At 75.0% G+C, this 16,703-nt stretch carries 15 protein-coding genes, 1 pseudogene and 1 riboswitch; of the genes and pseudogenes, 12 read left to right on the forward strand and 4 right to left on the reverse strand.

Annotated features, from left to right (window positions below):
* Positions 1 to 166 precede the first annotated feature (166 nt).
* The 3 genes from rpsO to ACYVKY_RS21690 all read left to right on the forward strand — a co-directional run bounded on the left by rpsO (position 167) and on the right by ACYVKY_RS21690 (position 4,301).
* Entirely contained in the window at positions 167 to 436 is a 270-nt protein-coding gene (gene rpsO / locus ACYVKY_RS21680) for a 30S ribosomal protein S15 (RefSeq protein ID WP_460437063.1), read from the forward strand.
* 267 nt (positions 437 to 703) lie between these two features.
* On the forward strand, positions 704 to 2,932 hold the full coding sequence (locus ACYVKY_RS21685) for a polyribonucleotide nucleotidyltransferase (protein ID WP_460437064.1): 2,229 nt from the start codon (positions 704 to 706) through the stop codon (positions 2,930 to 2,932).
* Between the two features lie 40 nt (positions 2,933 to 2,972).
* Positions 2,973 to 4,301, forward strand: coding sequence for a M16 family metallopeptidase (locus ACYVKY_RS21690; protein WP_460437077.1), 1,329 nt, complete (start codon positions 2,973 to 2,975; stop codon positions 4,299 to 4,301).
* A 15-nt stretch (positions 4,302 to 4,316) separates the two neighbouring features.
* On the opposite strand, the gene ACYVKY_RS21695 is transcribed toward ACYVKY_RS21690, so the two are convergent.
* Positions 4,317 to 5,843 (reverse strand): sensor domain-containing phosphodiesterase, encoded by a 1,527-nt coding sequence (locus tag ACYVKY_RS21695; protein ID WP_460437065.1) that lies wholly within the window; start codon positions 5,841 to 5,843, stop codon positions 4,317 to 4,319.
* Between the two features lie 121 nt (positions 5,844 to 5,964).
* A riboswitch (FMN riboswitch) is annotated at positions 5,965 to 6,095 on the forward strand.
* Between the two features lie 115 nt (positions 6,096 to 6,210).
* Between ACYVKY_RS21695 and ACYVKY_RS21700 the strand changes: the two genes are divergently transcribed.
* The 4 genes from ACYVKY_RS21700 to ACYVKY_RS21715 are packed head-to-tail and all read left to right on the forward strand — an operon-like array spanning position 6,211 to position 9,176.
* On the forward strand, positions 6,211 to 6,852 hold the full coding sequence (locus ACYVKY_RS21700) for a riboflavin synthase (RefSeq protein ID WP_460437066.1): 642 nt from the start codon (positions 6,211 to 6,213) through the stop codon (positions 6,850 to 6,852).
* Entirely contained in the window at positions 6,849 to 8,117 is a 1,269-nt protein-coding gene (locus ACYVKY_RS21705) for a bifunctional 3,4-dihydroxy-2-butanone-4-phosphate synthase/GTP cyclohydrolase II (RefSeq protein WP_460437067.1), read from the forward strand. Before ACYVKY_RS21700 ends, ACYVKY_RS21705 begins: the two co-directional genes overlap by 4 nt.
* Positions 8,114 to 8,593, forward strand: coding sequence for a 6,7-dimethyl-8-ribityllumazine synthase (gene ribH / locus ACYVKY_RS21710; RefSeq protein ID WP_460437068.1), 480 nt, complete (start codon positions 8,114 to 8,116; stop codon positions 8,591 to 8,593). Before ACYVKY_RS21705 ends, ribH begins: the two co-directional genes overlap by 4 nt.
* A 40-nt stretch (positions 8,594 to 8,633) precedes the next feature.
* A complete protein-coding gene (locus ACYVKY_RS21715) occupies positions 8,634 to 9,176 on the forward strand; it encodes a DUF6636 domain-containing protein (protein ID WP_460437069.1) in 543 nt (180 codons plus the stop codon).
* A 13-nt stretch (positions 9,177 to 9,189) separates the two neighbouring features.
* Here ACYVKY_RS21715 and ACYVKY_RS21720 read toward each other — a convergent pair whose 3' ends face one another.
* A complete protein-coding gene (locus ACYVKY_RS21720) occupies positions 9,190 to 10,647 on the reverse strand; it encodes a glycosyltransferase family 39 protein (RefSeq protein WP_460437070.1) in 1,458 nt (485 codons plus the stop codon).
* A 65-nt stretch (positions 10,648 to 10,712) separates the two neighbouring features.
* On the opposite strand from ACYVKY_RS21720, the gene amaB reads away from it, so the two are divergent.
* The 5 genes and pseudogenes from amaB to ACYVKY_RS21745 form a co-directional block, all read left to right on the forward strand.
* Positions 10,713 to 12,209: an L-piperidine-6-carboxylate dehydrogenase gene (gene amaB / locus ACYVKY_RS21725; protein ID WP_460437078.1), complete on the forward strand. Its 1,497-nt coding sequence runs from the start codon at positions 10,713 to 10,715 to the stop codon at positions 12,207 to 12,209.
* Positions 12,202 to 12,960, forward strand: coding sequence for a 4-hydroxy-tetrahydrodipicolinate reductase (dapB, locus tag ACYVKY_RS21730; RefSeq protein WP_460437071.1), 759 nt, complete (start codon positions 12,202 to 12,204; stop codon positions 12,958 to 12,960). The genes amaB and dapB overlap by 8 nt, the downstream gene beginning before the upstream one ends.
* Positions 12,961 to 12,986: 26 nt before the next feature.
* On the forward strand, positions 12,987 to 13,439 hold the full coding sequence (locus ACYVKY_RS21735) for a hypothetical protein (RefSeq protein WP_460437072.1): 453 nt from the start codon (positions 12,987 to 12,989) through the stop codon (positions 13,437 to 13,439).
* A complete protein-coding gene (locus ACYVKY_RS21740; RefSeq protein WP_460437073.1) occupies positions 13,436 to 14,026 on the forward strand; it encodes a hypothetical protein in 591 nt (196 codons plus the stop codon). Before ACYVKY_RS21735 ends, ACYVKY_RS21740 begins: the two co-directional genes overlap by 4 nt.
* A 164-nt stretch (positions 14,027 to 14,190) precedes the next feature.
* Positions 14,191 to 15,042, forward strand: a pseudogene (locus tag ACYVKY_RS21745) (glycoside hydrolase family 16 protein); the annotation flags it as partial.
* An 8-nt stretch (positions 15,043 to 15,050) separates the two neighbouring features.
* On the opposite strand, the gene ACYVKY_RS21750 reads toward ACYVKY_RS21745, so the two are convergent.
* Complete coding sequence (locus tag ACYVKY_RS21750; protein ID WP_460437074.1) at positions 15,051 to 16,277, reverse strand: heparan-alpha-glucosaminide N-acetyltransferase domain-containing protein; 1,227 nt, start codon at positions 16,275 to 16,277, stop codon at positions 15,051 to 15,053.
* A gap of 23 nt (positions 16,278 to 16,300) precedes the next feature.
* Positions 16,301 to 16,612 carry an AzlD domain-containing protein gene (locus tag ACYVKY_RS21755; RefSeq protein ID WP_460437075.1) on the reverse strand — a complete coding sequence of 104 codons (312 nt, stop codon included), beginning with the start codon at positions 16,610 to 16,612 and terminating at the stop codon, positions 16,301 to 16,303.
* Between the last annotated feature and the right edge of the window lie 91 nt (positions 16,613 to 16,703).

Raw genomic sequence — 16,703 nt, forward strand, 5'->3', positions numbered from 1 at the left:
CCGGCGGCGGTGGCGCTTGAGCCGCCGCCGGGACGCCGGACCGCCGATTCGGTCGGGCGAGCACCCCGCTGGTAGCCTGGCAGACGCCGTCAGACCGGCCGCGGATCCAGAGAGCCCGGGTGAATCAGCCCCGGTGCGCCGCGCAGCGACCACGAGGAGAACACACATGCCGCTCGATGCCGCCACCAAGGCGAAGATCATGGCCGAGTACGCGACCGTCGAGGGCGACACCGGTTCCCCCGAGGTCCAGGTCGCGATGCTCACCCAGCGGATCAAGGACCTGACCGAGCACCTCAAGGAGCACAAGCACGACCACCACAGCCGTCGTGGTCTGCTCCTGCTGGTGGGTCAGCGCCGCCGGCTGCTGAAGTACCTGACCAAGAAGGACATCGCGCGCTACCGCTCGCTCATCGAGCGGCTCGGCCTGCGCCGGTGACCGCGGACGCGGCTCCTCCTCCGGGAGGGGCCGCGTCGCCGCTTCCGGCCCCGGCCGGCAGCACCTGACCGTCCCGCCAACACAACTGCACACCGAACCAGAGAAACCAGGAGCGTCGGCCCCACGGCTGGCACGGGTCCTCGGTAGTGGCCTCCGGGAAGCACCAGCTGCCCGTGGGCCTCGATCGAAGACCAGTGCGCCACACAGCGGCCGGGACGCCTGCGCTCCTCCGAGAGCCGCTCCCGCGGCAGAACGGAGCACCCCCTCATGGAGGGTCCCGAGATCACCTTCGCCGAGGCCGTCGTCGACAACGGCCGCTTCGGTACGCGCACCGTGCGCTTCGAGACCGGCCGCCTGGCCAAGCAGGCCGCCGGCTGCGTGTCCGCCTACCTCGACGGCGAGACCATGCTGCTGTCGGCCACCACGGCCGGCAAGCACCCCAAGGACCACTTCGACTTCTTCCCGCTGACGGTCGACGTCGAGGAGCGGATGTACGCCGCGGGCAAGATCCCCGGCTCGTTCTTCCGCCGCGAGGGTCGCCCGTCGACCGACGCGATCCTCACCTGCCGCCTGATCGACCGCCCGCTGCGGCCGTCGTTCGTCTCCGGCCTGCGCAACGAGGTCCAGGTCGTCATCACCGTCCTGGCGCTCGACCCCAAGGACCCCTACGACGTGCTGGCGATCAACGCCGCGTCGCTGTCGACCCAGCTGTCGGGCCTGCCGTTCTCCGGCCCCATCGCCGGCGTCCGGGTCGCGCTCATCGACGGCCAGTGGGTCGCGTTCCCGACCTGGGACCAGCTCGAGGAGGCCGTGTTCGACATGGTCGTCGCGGGCCGGGTCGTCGGTGACGACGTCGCGATCATGATGGTCGAGGCCGAGGCCCCCGAGGGCGCCTGGAGCCTGATCCAGGGCGGCGCCCCGAAGCCGACCGAGACCGTCGTGGCCGAGGGCCTCGAGGCCGCCAAGCCGTTCCTCCAGCAGCTGTGCGACGCGCAGCAGCAGGTGGCCGACAAGGCCGCCAAGGAGACGCAGGAGTACCCGCGCTTCCTCGACTACCAGCAGGACGCCTACGACGCCGTGAAGGCGCAGGTCGAGGGCGACCTCGCCCAGGCGATCACGATCGCCGGCAAGCAGGAGCGCGAGTCGCGCCTCGACGAGATCAAGGACGCCGCCAAGGCGGCGCTCGCCGAGCAGTTCGAGGGTCGCGACAAGGAGGTCTCGGCCGCGTTCCGGTCGCTGACCAAGAACGCCGTGCGCCAGCGGATGCTGCGCGACGAGGTGCGCATGGACGGCCGCGGCCTGGCCGACATCCGCACCCTCTCGGCCGAGGTCGAGGTGCTCCCGCGCGTGCACGGCTCGGCGCTGTTCGAGCGCGGCGAGACCCAGATCCTGGGTGTCACCACGCTGAACATGCTCCGCATGGAGCAGCAGCTCGACACGCTCTCGCCCGAGACGCGCAAGCGCTACATGCACAACTACAACTTCCCGCCGTACAGCACCGGTGAGACCGGCCGCGTGGGCTCGCCCAAGCGCCGCGAGATCGGCCACGGCGCGCTCGCCGAGCGGGCGCTGATGACCGTCCTGCCGAGCCGCGAGGAGTTCCCCTACGCGATCCGCCAGGTCTCCGAGGCGCTGGGCTCCAACGGGTCCACCTCGATGGGCTCGGTCTGCGCGTCCACCCTGTCGCTGCTGAACGCCGGTGTGCCGCTGCGCGCCCCGGTGGCCGGCATCGCGATGGGCCTGGTGTCCGACGAGGTCGACGGCGAGACGCGCTACGTCGCGCTCACCGACATCCTCGGCGCCGAGGACGCCTTCGGTGACATGGACTTCAAGGTCGCCGGCACCAAGGAGTTCGTCACCGCGATCCAGCTCGACACCAAGCTCGACGGCATCCCGGCGTCGGTGCTCGCGGGTGCGCTGACCCAGGCGCGCGACGCCCGGCTGCACATCCTCGACGTGATGAACGAGGCCATCGACGCGCCGGACGAGATGAGCCCGCACGCCCCGCGCGTGATCTCGGTGCAGGTCCCGGTCGACAAGATCGGCGAGGTCATCGGCCCGAAGGGCAAGATGATCAACCAGATCCAGGAGGACACCGGCGCCCAGATCTCCATCGAGGACGACGGCACCGTCTACATCGGCGCCACCGACGGCCCCTCGGCCGAGGCCGCGCGCACGATGATCAACGCGATCGCCAACCCGCAGATGCCCGAGGTGGGCGAGCGGTACGTCGGCACCGTGGTGAAGACGACGAGCTTCGGCGCGTTCGTCTCCCTCACCCCGGGCAAGGACGGCCTGCTGCACATCTCGCAGATCCGCAAGATGGTGGGCGGCAAGCGGATCGACGCGGTCGAGGACGTCCTGGCCGTGGGCCAGAAGGTCCAGGTCCAGATCGGCGAGATCGACCAGCGCGGCAAGCTCTCGCTGGTGCCCGTGCTCGAGGAGGGTGCCGAGGGCGGCGAGTCCGCCGAGGCGCCCGCCGGCGCGGACGCGTGATCTCGTCCCTGTGACGAACCAGCACCAGGCGGACGCCGCCGTGCAGGCCGTGCCCACCCCCTCGACCGCCCAGGTCGAGGGGGTGCGGCGCACGGTCCTGCCCGGTGGCGTCCGCGTGCTCACCGAGCAGATGCCGGGCCTGCGCTCGGCGACGCTCGGCATGTGGGTGGGCGTCGGCTCGCGCGACGAGACCAGCGGCCACCACGGCTCGACCCACTTCCTCGAGCACCTGCTGTTCAAGGGCACCTCGCGCCGCAGCGCGTTCGACATCGCCGAGGCGTTCGACGCCGTCGGCGGCGAGGCGAACGCGGTGACCGGCAAGGAGCACACCTGCTACTTCGCCCGGGTGCTCGACAACGACCTGCCGATGGCCGTCGACGTGATCGGCGACATGGTCACCTCCGCCACGGTCACCCCCGAGGACCTCGACGCCGAGCGCGGCGTCATCCTCGAGGAGCTGGCGATGAACGACGACGACCCGTCCGACGTCGCGCACGAGCGGTTCGCCGAGCAGGTGCTCGGCTCGCACCCGCTGGGCCGTCCGATCGGCGGCACCCCCGACTCGATCCGCGAGGTCTCGCGCGAGGCGGTCTGGGACCACTACCAGCAGCACTACGTGCCCCGCGGGCTCGTCGTGACGGCTGCCGGCGGCGTCGACCACGACACGCTGTGCGCGCAGGTCACCACCGCGCTGCGGCACGAGGGCTGGCCGGTCGAGCCGGGCGTCGAGCCGCTGGCCTCGCGCGCGGTCGGCGACGGCGAGGGCGGCCTCGAGCCGGCCGGCGACGGCGCGGGGGGCGTGCTCACCGTCCGCCGCACCACCGAGCAGGCGCACCTGCTGCTCGGCGGCCTCGGGCTGTGCTCCACCGACCCGCGCCGCTACACGATGTCGGTGCTGAACGCCGTGCTCGGCGGCGGCATGAGCAGCCGGCTGTTCCAGGAGGTGCGTGAGAAGCGCGGCCTGGCGTACTCGGTCTACTCGTTCTCGTCGGCCTACTCCGACTCCGGCTACTTCGGCCTCTACGCGGGCTGCACGCCCGGCAAGGTGGCCGAGGTCGTCTCGCTCCTGACCTGCGAGTGGGAGCGCCTGGCCACCGAGCCGATCGAGGCGGCCGAGCTCGAGCGCGGCATCGGCCAGCTCAGCGGCGGGCTCGTGCTCGGCATGGAGGACACCGGGTCGCGCATGTCGCGCCTGGGCAAGGCCGAGCTCGTCTATGGCGAGTTCGTCACCCTCGACGAGTCGCTGCGCCGCATCCGCGCCGTCACCGCCGAGCAGGTCCGCGACCTCGCGGCCGAGCTGCTCGCGCGGCCGCGCTCGCTCACCGTCGTCGGCCCGTTCGACGACGACCCCGTCACCTCGCTGGGCTGAGCCCGCCCGGGTCGCTCAGCCGGCCGGGTCCGGCAGCACGTGCACGACCACGTGCGCGGGGTCGCCGTCGCCGTCGTGCACCAGCGACGAGCGCACCCGCACCGGGACGGCGTGGCCGTCCGCGTGCAGGTAGCGCTTGCTCGAGGTGTGGCTGACCGCCTCGCCGGCGAGCAGCTCCTCGGTGTTGCGCCGGTCGGCGCCGGCGTCCTCGGGGGGCGTGATGTCCTGGTAGCGCAGCCGCACGAGCTCGGCCGGGGTGCGGCCGACGAGCTCGGCGAACGCAGCGTTCACGCGCAGGAACCGGCCGTCGAGGTCGTTGACCGCCATCGCGATCGGCGCCAGGTCGAACGCGGTGCGGAACCGCGCCTCCGAGGCCGCCAGCGCCTCGTCGAGCCGCACGCCCGCGGTGACGTCGACGGCCACCCACAGCACCTCGCCGCCCTCGAGCCGCTGGGTGGTGACGCGCAGCCAGTGCGGGTGGCCGTCCGCGTGGTGCACCCGGACGGTGTGCTCGCCCTCGTCGGCGACGTCGTCGGCCAGGAACGACTCGAACCGCCGTCCGACCATGCCGGCCGGCGAGGTGCCGAGCAGCGGGATCGACCCGGCCGAGGCGTAGCGCACCAGGTGCGCGGCGTCGGTGACCACGACCAGCTGGTCGCGCTCGCCGAGCTCGATCGGCGGTGGCTGGTCGGTGGCCAGGCCGGGGTGCGTCGTGCGCGCGACCTCCGGCAGCGCGGACGCCGGCACCGCCCGTCCGAACCACCAGCCCTGCGCGCGGTCGCACCCCATCGCGGCCAGCTGGCGCGCCTGCTCCGGCACCGAGACGCCCTCGGCGCAGACCCGCTGGCCGAGCGCGTGCGCCGCCTCCAGCACCGACCGCACCAGCACGGCGTCGGTGACCGAGCGGTGCACGTCCTCGACGAAGGAGCGGTCGATCTTCACGACGTCGACCGGGAGGTCGCGCAGCAGGCCGAGCGAGGACCACCCGGTGCCGAAGTCGTCGAGGGCCACCCGGCAGCCGAGCGCGCGCAGCGACGCCAGCCGGCGCGCCGCCTGGGCGGTGTCGGCGAGCGCCACCGTCTCGGTGATCTCCAGGCACACCAGCTCCGGCGGCCAGCCGGACGTCTCGAGCAGCGTCCGGACGTGCGCGACGACCTCGTCGTCGGCGAGCTGGGCGGCAGACACGTTGAGCGAGAGCTGGATCCGCGAGGTGGGGTCCGGGAACGCCGCCACCACGTCGGCGAACGCGCGCTCCAGGACGAAGGCCCCGAGCTCGCGGATCAGGGGTCCGCGCTCGGCGGCCTGCACCAGCTCCTCCGGGGTCGGCTCGTCGGCGCCGGGGTCGCCGCCGTCGGCGCCGGGGGCCCAGCGCAGCAGCGCCTCGACACCGACCACGCGGCAGCCGGGCAGCCCCACGATCGGCTGGTAGGCGAGCGCGAGCGTGCCGTCGTCGAGGGCCGCCCGCAGGCGGCTCTCCACGACGTCGGGCCGGTGGTCGGGGTCGTCCCGGCGCCGGCCGGGGGTGGGGTCGACGGCGCTCATGCTGCGACGAGCATGGCAGGCGGGTGCGGCCGGTGTGCGCCGGATCATGGCGACCCGCCGACGGGCCGGGTGCATACTGGGAGGGCAGGTGCCGACGGCGCCTGCAGGCAGACCACGATCTGCGCGTGCTCCGGGGTCGGTGCAATTCCGAACCGGCGGTGACAGTCCGCGACCCGACCGCAGCCAGCGGCCGGTTGACCTGGTGGAACTCCAGGACCGACGGTGAGAGTCCGGATGGGAGGCAGCACGCCGCACGGCTCGTGGACGGTCCGACGACGCGTCCTCGCACGCGCGCCCGGCCGTCCCGTCGCCGTCGCGCCGACGTACCCCGGTGGCCGCGCCCGAACGGCACCAGGAGGTGCGCAGGGTGTTCACAGGCATCGTCGAGGAGCTCGGCACCGTCGTCGCCGTCGAGCGCGGGGAGCAGTCGGCCCGGCTGGTGGTGCAGGGCCCGCTCGTCACCACCGACGCCGTGCACGGCGCCTCCATCGCGGTGAACGGCGTGTGCCTCACCGTCACCGACGAGCAGCCCGACGGGGACCGGTTCGCCGTCGACGTCATGCACGAGACGCTCGCCCGCACCACGGTCGGGGGGCTCGAGCCGGGGGCTCGGGTGAACCTCGAGCGCGCGATGGCCGCCGGCGGCCGCTTCGGCGGACACGTCGTGCAGGGCCACGTCGACGGCGTCGGCACGGTCGCGCTGCGCGAGCCGGGGGACCGCTGGGAGCGCGTCCGGGTCGAGGTGCCGGGGCGGCTCGCCCGCTACCTGGTCGAGAAGGGGTCGGTCACCGTCGACGGCGTCTCGCTGACGGTCACCGCGGTCAGCGCGCCGGACGAGCCCCCGGCCTGGTTCGAGGTCGGGCTGATCCCGACGACGCTGGCGCTCACCACGCTCGGGCGCGCGGCGGTCGGCACCGCGGTCAACCTCGAGGTCGACGTGCTGGCCAAGTACGTGGAGCGGATCGCGGCCTTCGCCGCGGGCCGGGCCGCCGAGGAGGTGGCGCCGTGAGCGCCGACCGCGACGTGCGCACCGACCCGATCGAGGTGGCGGTCGCCGAGATCGCCGCCGGCAGACCGGTGGTCGTGCTCGACGCCGCCGACCGCGAGGACGAGGGCGACCTGGTGATGGCGGCCGAGCACATGACCCCGGCGTGGATGGCGTTCTTCGTCCGGCACGGCACGGGGTACGTGTGCGCGCCGATGGAGGAGTCGCGGGCAGACCGGCTCGGCCTGCCGCTCATGGTCGCCCGCGGCGAGGAGTCGATGGGCACCGCGTTCACCGTCACCGTCGACGCGCGCGAGGGCGTCGGGACGGGCATCAGCGCCGCCGACCGCGCCCGCACCACCCGGCTGCTCGCCGACGACGCGACCACGGCCGCCGACCTGGTGCGTCCCGGCCACCTCGCCCCGCTGCGTGCGCGGGCGGGCGGGGTGCTGACGCGTCCCGGCCACACCGAGGCGGCCGTCGACCTGGCCCGGCTCGCCGGGTGCGCCCCGGTCGGCGTCATCGTCGAGCTGGTCGACGACGACGGCTCGATGCGCCGCGCCCCGTCGTGCCGCGCGCTGGCCGACGAGCACGACCTCGTGGTCGTCACCATCGCCGACCTCGTGGCCCACCTCGGGGGCGGACGGCGTCCGGCCGCCGTCGAGCCGCGGCCGCGCCTCGAGCGCGCCGCCTCGACCCGGTTGCCCACCGCCGCAGGCGAGTTCATCGCCCACGGCTACCGCGACGCGGCCGGTGTCGAGCACGTCGCGCTCGTCGTCGGCGATCTGGCGGGTGAGGTACCGGTGCTCGTCCGGGTGCACTCCGAGTGCCTCACCGGCGACGTGCTCGGCTCGCGCCGCTGCGACTGCGGGCCGCAGCTCGAGGCCTCGCTGCACGCGGTGCAGCAGGCCGGTCGCGGCGCCGTCGTGTACCTGCGCGGGCACGAGGGCCGCGGCATCGGGCTGGTGGCGAAGCTGCGGGCGTACGCGCTGCAGGACGCCGGCCGCGACACCGTCGACGCCAACCTCGACCTCGGTCTGCCGGTCGACGCCCGCGACTACGAGGTCGCCGCGGCGGTGCTCGCCGACCTCGGCGTGGGGTCGGTGCGGCTGCTCACGAACAACCCCGCCAAGGTCGAGGGCCTGCGCCGCCACGGCGTGCGCGTCGCGGGCACCGAGCCGCTGCTGGTCGAGGCCACCGCCGACAGCGAGCACTACCTGCGCACCAAGCGCGAGCGGATGGGCCACCACCTGCCGCACGTCCCGTCCGTCCTCGAAGGAGCGCTGTGAGCACGCAGGGAGCACCCACCCTCACCACCCCGTCCGCGGGCGACCTGCGGGTCGCCGTGGTCGCCGCGCAGTGGCACACGCAGGTGATGGACGGCCTGGTCGACGGCGCCCGCCGGGCGCTCGCCGAGGCGGGCGTCGAGCCGCTGCTGCTGCGCGTCCCGGGCTCGTTCGAGCTGCCGGTCGCCGCGGCGCGGCTGGCGCGGGCCGGGTACGACGCGGTCGTGGCGCTCGGCGTGGTCGTCCGCGGCGGGACACCGCACTTCGAGTACGTCTGCGCCGCCGCCACGGACGGCCTGACCAGGGTCGCCGTCGACACCGGCGTCCCCGTCGGGTTCGGGGTGCTGACGTGCGACACCGACGAGCAGGCGCTCGATCGCGCCGGGCTCCCCGGCTCGTCCGAGGACAAGGGGTACGAGGCCGCGCAGGCGGCCGTCGCGACCGCCGTCGCGCTGCGCGAGGTCGCGCCCGTCGGGTGAGCCGTCACGACGGCAGGCGCCGGCGTGCGATCGTGTGCCCGTGCGTCCGCTGCTGCGCTGCCTGCCGCTGCTCCTGCTGTCCCCCGTGCTCGCCGGCTGCGGCGACGACGCCGCGCCCGCGCCGGTCACGGTGACGCAGACCGTGGCGGCGGGCGAGGGCGCCTCGACCGCGACGGCGGGCGGCGGCTTCGGCGGCGCCTCGCGCACCCCCGCGCCGAGCTACGCGGCCTTCGTGACGCCGTCCGGGAACATCGGGTGCGCCCTCTACCGCGACGACGAGCAGGCGCCGGCGACGGCGTCCTGCGGCATCGCGCAGGCGGACTGGCCCGGCGTGCCCGACCCGGGGGACTGCGAGCTGGAGTGGGTGGCGACCGACGTCGCGCTCGGGCCCGACGGCGCGGTCACCGAGGGCGCCTGCCGCGGCGACGTCTCGTTCGACCCGTCCGCCGAGGTGCTGCCGTACGGCGAGGCGGTCGCGGTGGGCGACCTGGAGTGCCGCAGCGCCGAGACGGGGGTCACCTGCGAGCACCTGCCGAGCGGGCACGGGTTCACGCTCGCCCGCGCCGCCCTCACGACGAGGTGAGACGCCCGCGGCCCTAGTCGAGGTGCCGCACCTGCTCCCACAGTCGTTCCCACGGGACGGACGGGTCGCGGCACACGGCCACCGGCACACCCTGCTCCTCGTTGTCCACGCCGAGACCGTCGTCGAGGTGGTCGACGACCTCGCAGGACGCGAACAGCTCCCGCACCCGCTCGGTGCCCACCAGCACGACCACGTCGGTGCCCTCCGGCGGCGGACCGAGGTCGGCGAGGGCGTTGTGCCCGCTGGACGGCGCAGGCAGGCCGAGGGCCGGGCCGAACCGCGCGATCGCCCCGGCCTCGCCGTAGTTGGCCGTCACGACCGCGGCGCGCGAGCGCTCGTCGTCGGGGAGCGCGTCCCAGGCCGCGGCCACCTGCTCGACGTACCGCGGCCAGCCCACCTGGTCGGCGGCCACCTGGTTCATCGCGGGCACCGGCGTGCTGCCCAGCAGCCCGAGCGGCACCAGGGGGAGCGCCACGACGGCCGACACGGCGGTGTTCAGGGCGACCGCGCCGAGCACGAGGGCGCGGCGGGGCCGCGAGCGCGCCCACGCGGTGACGGGCACCGCCCCGACCGCCACCAGCACGACGAGCAGGCCGCTGGGGTAGTACGGCTGGCTGCCGGCCAGCAGCGTGAGCAGGACGAGCACGGGCAGCGCCGCGGCGAGGAACCGGCCACCGGCCCAGCCCGGGCGTCGCAGCAGGGCCGCGCACCCGGCGACCCAGAACGCCACCAGCGGCGGCCCCGTCGCGATCACGAGGAAGACCCACGTGGTCACCCGGACCTCGTCGCCGTTGCTCGCCCCCAGCGCGGCGCCCGTCGCGAGCTGCGGCCAGCCGTGCGTCGCCTGGTACAGCAGGTTCGGCAGCGCCAGGACCGCCCCCGCGGCGCCGCCGGCGGCGACCCCGCGGGACAGCAGCGCCCGGCCCCGTCCGGTGACGAGGAGCCCGACGGCCAGCGACACCAGCAGCATCGCCATCAGCAGCTTGTTCCAGGTGCTGAGGCCGACCACGACGCCCGTCCACACCCACCACCGCGGCTGCTCGCGCACGACCGCACGCAGCACCAGCAGGCAGACCAGCGGCCACACCACCAGGTCGAGCGAGGACGTCAGCAGGACGTGCCCGAACAGCAGCGTGACGGTGCTGCCCGCGACCGCCACGGCCGCGAGCAGCTGGGCGCGGCGGTCGCCGCCCACCTCGCGCGCGAGCAGCGCCGCGACCACGACCGACGCCGCGGCGCAGGCGGCGGCGGGGAGACGGACCGCCCACGGCTGGTCGACCAGGCCGGCGAGGGTGCGCGCGAGGAACGGCACGAGCGGGGGCTGGTCGGTGTAGCCCCAGTCGGGCGGCAGCATCCGGAAGTACAGCTCGTCGCGGTGCCAGCCGTACCCCTGCGAGGTCGCGACGAGCACCACCAGCAGGACGCCGGACACGACCGCCACCGGGCGCGCTGCGAACGGGTGCTCCCCCACGGGGAGCAGCGTGCCAGGCGTGGGACAGTTGCGCCGTGACCACCGCGCTGCCGTCCCCGTCCGCGATGCGCGACCTCGCCGAGCGCCGGCTCGCCGAGCTGGGGGTGAGCGTGCCCCCGGGCGACCACGTCGTCCGCACACCCGTCACCGGCACCGCGATCGCCGAGATCGGGTGGCACGCACCGGACGACGTCGACGCCGCGGTCGCCCGCGCCGCCGCGGCGTTCTCGGCGTGGCGCGCGACGCCCGCCCCCGTCCGCGGGGCGCTGGTGAAGCGACTGGGCGAGCTGCTCGTCGAGCACAAGGAGGCGCTGGCCGACCTGGTCGGGCTCGAGGCCGGCAAGGTGCGCTCGGAGGCGCTGGGCGAGGTGCAGGAGATGGTCGACGTCTGCGACTTCGCGGTCGGCCTGTCGCGGCAGCTCTACGGCCGCACGATGCCGTCCGAGCGCCCGGGGCACCGGCTCACCGAGACCTGGCACCCGCTCGGCGTGGTCGGGGTGGTCAGCGCCTTCAACTTCCCGGTCGCGGTGTGGTCGTGGAACGCCGCCGTCGCCCTGGTGTGCGGCGACCCGGTGGTGTGGAAGCCGTCCGAGCTCACCCCGCTCACCGCGCTCGCGTGCGACGCGCTGCTGGCGCGGGCGGCGCGCGAGACCGGCGCGCCCGACCACCTCGGCCAGGTCGTGCTCGGTGACGCCGCCGTCGGTGAGCGGCTGGTCGACCACCCCGGCGTCGCCCTGCTGTCGGCCACCGGGTCGACCCGGATGGGCCGCGAGGTGGGCCCGCGGGTGGCCGCCCGGTTCGGCCGCTGCCTGCTCGAGCTGGGCGGCAACAACGCCGCCGTGGTCGCGCCGTCGGCCGACCTCGACCTGGCGGTGCGCGGCATCGTGTTCTCGGCCGCGGGCACCGCCGGCCAGCGCTGCACCACCCTGCGGCGCGTGATCGCGCACGAGTCCGTCGTCGACGACCTGACCAAGCGGCTCGTCGACGTCTACGGGCGCCTGCCCGTCGGCGACCCGTTCACCGACGGCACCCTGGTCGGCCCGCTGGTCGGCGAGCGGTCGTGGACGGCGATGCAGCAGGCGCTCGAGGCGGCCACGGAGGACGGCGGCGAGGTGCTCGCCGGCGGTGCGCGCCGGCTGGCCGACGAGGCGCCCGACGCGTTCTACGTCGAGCCCGCCGTGGTGCGGGTGCCCGAGCAGTCCGACGTCGTGCGCACCGAGACCTTCGCCCCGGTCGTGTACGTGCTGTCGTACCGAGAGCTCGACGAGGCGATCGAGCTGAACAACGCCGTGCCGCAAGGGCTCTCGTCCAGCATCTTCACCCGCGACCAGGCCGAGGCCGAGCTGTTCGTGGCGGCCACCGGCTCCGACTGCGGCATCGCCAACGTCAACATCGGCACGTCCGGCGCCGAGATCGGCGGTGCCTTCGGCGGGGAGAAGGAGACCGGCGGCGGCCGCGAGTCGGGCTCGGACTCCTGGAAGGCGTACATGCGGCGGCAGACCACCACGGTCAACTACTCCGGCGCGCTGCCGCTGGCGCAGGGGGTGCGGTTCGATGTCTGACTCCCTCACCCGGGTGGCGGTGCTCGGCGCGGCCGGGCGGATGGGCCGCGAGGCCTGCGCGGCCGTGGAGGCCGCCGACGACCTCGAGCTGGTCGCGCGGGTCGACGTCGGCGACGACCTCGACCACGTGCTGGAGACGTCCGGCGCCCGGGTGGCGGTCGACTTCTCGGTGCCGGACGCCGCGCCGGGCAACGTCGACCGCTGCGTGCGGCGCGGCGTGCACGCCGTGGTCGGCACGACCGGGTGGACGGCTGAGCGCCTCGACGCCGTCCGGGCGGTTCTCGAGGAGCACCCGAAGGTCGGCGTCCTGGTGGCACCGAACTTCGCCCTCGGCGCCGTGCTGGCGATGCGGTTCGCGAGCGTCGCCGCGCGGCACTTCGAGTCGGTCGAGGTGATCGAGCTGCACCACCCCGACAAGGTCGACGCCCCGTCGGGGACGGCACGCCACACCGCCCAGCAGGTGGCCGCCGCACGGCGCGAGGCCGGCCTCGCCGACCCGCCGGACGCCACCACCACCGACCCGGACGGAGCGCGCGGTGCGCGGGTCGACGGCATCCCCGTGCACGCCGTGCGGCTGCGCGGCCTGGTGGCGCACGAGGAGATCCTGCTCGGCGGCCCGGGGGAGCAGCTGACGATCCGGCACGACTCGTTCGACCGCACCTCGTTCATGCCCGGCGTGCTGCTCGGCGTGCGCACCGTCGCGCACCGGCCGGGCCTGACCGTCGGTCTCGAGCACTACCTCGACCTCTGAGCGCGGGCCGGGGAGCGGGAGCAGCGGTGCGCACCAAGGTCGTCGTCGTCGTGCTCGTGGCGCTGTGCCTGCTCTACGCGGCGCTCGTCGGGCAGCGCGGCTGGCTGCTGCTGACCTCGGGCGAGCCGGTGGGTGTGGCGCTCGGCGCGGCGCTGGTCGTGGTGCCGGTGCTCGTGGTGCTGGGGGTGCTGCGGGAGGTGCGGTTCGGCGCGCAGACCGAGCGGATGGGGCGCGCCCTCGAGGCCGAGGGTGGCCTGCCGCCGGACGACCTGCCGCGCACGCCGGGCGGCCGGGTGGTGCGCGCCGCCGCCGACGAGGCCTTCGCCCGCTACCGCGCGGAGGCCGACGCCGCCCCCGACGACTGGCGCACCTGGTTCCGGCTCGCGCTCGCGTACGACGCCGCCGGCGACCGCCGCCGGGCACGTTCGGCCATGCGTCACGCGGCCTCCCTGCACGCCTCGCCCGAGGCGGCGCGGTGACGGGGCGCCGGGAGGCGTTGCGGCAGAACGCGTCCTGGTGCGCCCTCGTGTGCGAGCAGTACGGCGTGGGCACCCGCGACGACGGTCGCCTGCTCGTCACCGACGGCCCACCCCCGCCGTACTACCCGCACGCCATGACGCTCGACCCGGCGACCACGGCCGACGAGGTGGTCGCCGCCGTCCCGGACCGGGACGAGTGCGGCGTCAAGGACTCCTTCGCCGCACTCGACCTCGCCGGTGCCGGCTTCGCGGTGCTGTTCGAGGCGTCGTGGCTCGTGCTCGACGGTGACGCCGCCGTGCCGCCGTCGGGTCGGGCGCACCCGGTCGCGCACGAGGTGCGGCACGCCGACGTCGTCGCGCTCGAGCTCGGGGGAGCGACGTGCGTCGCGCACCGCGCGGGCGGTGTCGTCGGGCTGCAGTCGGTGGTGTGCGGCGGCGACCCGGCGCTGCTGGCGGCGCTGGTCGCGGGTGCGCGCGAGCACCTCGGCGCGCTGCCCGTGGTCGGGTACGAGCACGGGGACGACCTTGCGACCGCCCGGTCCGCGGGGTTCGTCGACGTCGGCCCGCTGCGCGTCTGGGTGCGCTGACCGTCCCGTCGCCGGAGCCCCCGGTCCTACGCTGTCCGATTCGCACCTCTTGACCCTCTTTGCGAGCCGGGAGTAGCGTCCCGGACGGCGCTGGGAGCGCTCCCAGCACGGGGACGCGGGCGCCGGAGCCGGACGCGACGAGGCGTCCCTCGGGAGGAGTGGTGATGGGTGCGCACAGGTGGAGCAGGGTCCGCAGGGCCGCCGTGGCGAGCGCGGTCGCGGCCGCCGCGACCGTGGCGCTGGTCGTGACGCCGTCGGGCGGGACCCCGGCCGAGGCCGCCCCGGGCGACCTGCTCTGGTCGGACGAGTTCGACCGGGGCGCGGGGTCGCTGCCGGACCCCGGCAAGTGGCAGATCGAGCAGGGTGGCGGCGGCTGGGGCAACAACGAGCACCAGTACTACACCGACCGCGCCGAGAACGTGTCGCACGACGGCAACGGCAACCTCGCCATCACGGCGCGTGCGGAGAACCCGAACGGGTACCAGTGCTGGTACGGCTCGTGCCGGTACACGTCCGCGCGCATCACCACCGCCGACCGCTACACGCCGCAGTACGGCAAGGTCGAGGCGCGCATCAAGATCCCTCGGGGACAGGGCATCTGGCCGGCGTTCTGGTCGCTGGGCAGCGACATCGGCCAGGTGGGGTGGCCGGCCAGCGGCGAGATCGACGTGATGGAGAACGTCGGGTACGAGCCGCACCTGGTGCACGGCACCGTGCACGGCCCCGGGTACTCGGGCGGTGAGGGCATCTCGGCGAGCTACACGCACCCGCAGGGCTGGTCGTTCGCCGACGACTTCCACGTCTTCGCGATCGACTGGGCGCCCGACCGCATCACCTGGAGCGTCGACGGCGTCGCGTACCGCACCGTCACCCCGGCCGACACCGGCGGCGACCCCTGGGTGTTCAACCACCCGTTCTTCCTGATCCTCAACGTCGCGGTGGGTGGCAACTGGCCCGGCTACCCCGACGGCTCGACGCAGTTCCCGCAGACGATGCTCGTCGACTACGTGCGGGTGTACCAGAACTAGGGCCTGCCGGCGGCGGCGTGCGAGGCCGCGGCGGCCACCGACTCGAGCGGACCACGGGGTCCGGGGTCGGTCGGGCCGCCGCGGCCGAGCAGCCGCCACGCCGTCGCGAGGGCCAGGGCCGCGACCACCTGCACGAGCCAGACCGCCACGGCCGCGGTGGCGGTGGGGGCCGGCGTGGCCGCGTTCCGCACGGTCTCGACGAGCACGTGCAGCGTGTAGAGCGTGAACGTCATCGACCCCGCGGCGGCCAGCGGGAGCAGCACCGTCCGGGCGACGGCGGCCCTGGTCAGCAGCAGGCACGCGCCGAGCACGGCGAGGGCGCAGCCGGACGTGTGCAGCAGGTCGAGCGGGGTGCCGGAGTGCTCGCCGCTGACGGCCAGCCACCACCAGCTCGTGGTGGGCGTGGTGCCGTACATCGAGGTCTGCACGACCAGGTCGAGGTCGGCGCGCAGGAACGAGGTCGGCGGCACGACGAGCTGCTCGCGCACGCCGGGCAACGACAGCAGGGCGCTCGAGACCAGCTTCGCCAGGACGGCGACGGCGGCGCCGCCGACGGTGAGGGCGACCAGCGGGCGGGGGCCCCGGTCGTGCACCCAGCGGCTCCGTCCGACGGCCAGGCCGAGCAGCACGTACCCGGTCCACTGCAGCACCGGGTAGTACCCGGTGACGACAAGCTCGGTGAGGAAGCCGGCGGGGTCGAGCACACCGGCCCACGACGGCACCGCACCGGGCCCGGCCGGCAGCTGCGCCCTCCACAGGTGCCCGACGACGGGCGACAGCAGCAGCCACGCCGTCGCCAGCGGCCACAGCACCGCGGCGCGCAGCGACAGGAAGGCGCACGCCACGACGAACAGGACCGCGTAGTTCACCAGGATCACGGCGATCCCCGAGTCGAGGGACCCGAGGGTCAGCCCGACCGCGGCGACCACGAGCGCACGGGCGAGCAGCGCCCGCACCGCGCGGCCGTGCGCGGTACCGGACGGGGGTGTGGCGCGTCCCGCCACCAGCGCGAGGGCCACGCCCGCCAGGACGGCGAACAGCGCGGAGGACCGTCCGCCGGCGACCAGGTGCAGCGGGTGCACCCGCTCGACGAGCGCGCCGGTCGGGCCGCTGCTCACCACCACGACCGCGGGGACGACGTGGGTGGCCATCATCCCGACCAGGGCCAGGCCGCGGGCGACGTCGACGCCCACCAGGCGCGGGGCCGCCGGCTGCTCGTCCACGACGTCATCATCCACAGCGCCGGTCATCCCCACCCCAGCACCCTGAGCCCGGCGGCCACGAGGGCGCCCACGAGCACGACGACGACGAACGGCGCCCGCAGCCACAGCGCGAGCGCGGCGGCCGCCAGCGCCGGCAGGCGGGCGTCGACGACGAGCGCGGCGCCCGTGGCGGCGGTCTGGGTCACGACCAGCGCGGCGAGCAGCCCGATGGTCACCGACCCGGCGACCGCGGCGACCCGCTGGTCCTCGACCAGCCGCGAGGGCAGCAGGTGGCCGGCCAGCTTGCAGGCGAAGCAGACCGCGACGGCCAGCAGCACCCAGCCCCACAGGCTCACCGCCGCACCTCGGCTCCGGTGCGGCGCCCCGCGTCGCGTCGCAGCTGCCAGCCGGCCGTCAGCGCCGCGGCCGCACCGGCCACGAGCACCG

Source organism: Angustibacter speluncae (assembly GCF_054777815.1).

Excerpts from the sequence above, each read along its gene's own strand:
- rpsO (WP_460437063.1), top strand. The coding sequence starts at position 167 with ATGCCGCTCGATGCCGCCACCAAGGCGAAGATCATGGCCGAGTACGCG.
- amaB (WP_460437078.1), top strand. The coding sequence starts at position 10,713 with ATGCGCGACCTCGCCGAGCGCCGGCTCGCCGAGCTGGGGGTGAGCGTG.
- ACYVKY_RS21685 (WP_460437064.1), top strand. The coding sequence starts at position 704 with ATGGAGGGTCCCGAGATCACCTTCGCCGAGGCCGTCGTCGACAACGGC.
- ACYVKY_RS21695 (WP_460437065.1), bottom strand. The coding sequence starts at position 5,843 with ATGAGCGCCGTCGACCCCACCCCCGGCCGGCGCCGGGACGACCCCGAC.
- dapB (WP_460437071.1), top strand. The coding sequence starts at position 12,202 with ATGTCTGACTCCCTCACCCGGGTGGCGGTGCTCGGCGCGGCCGGGCGG.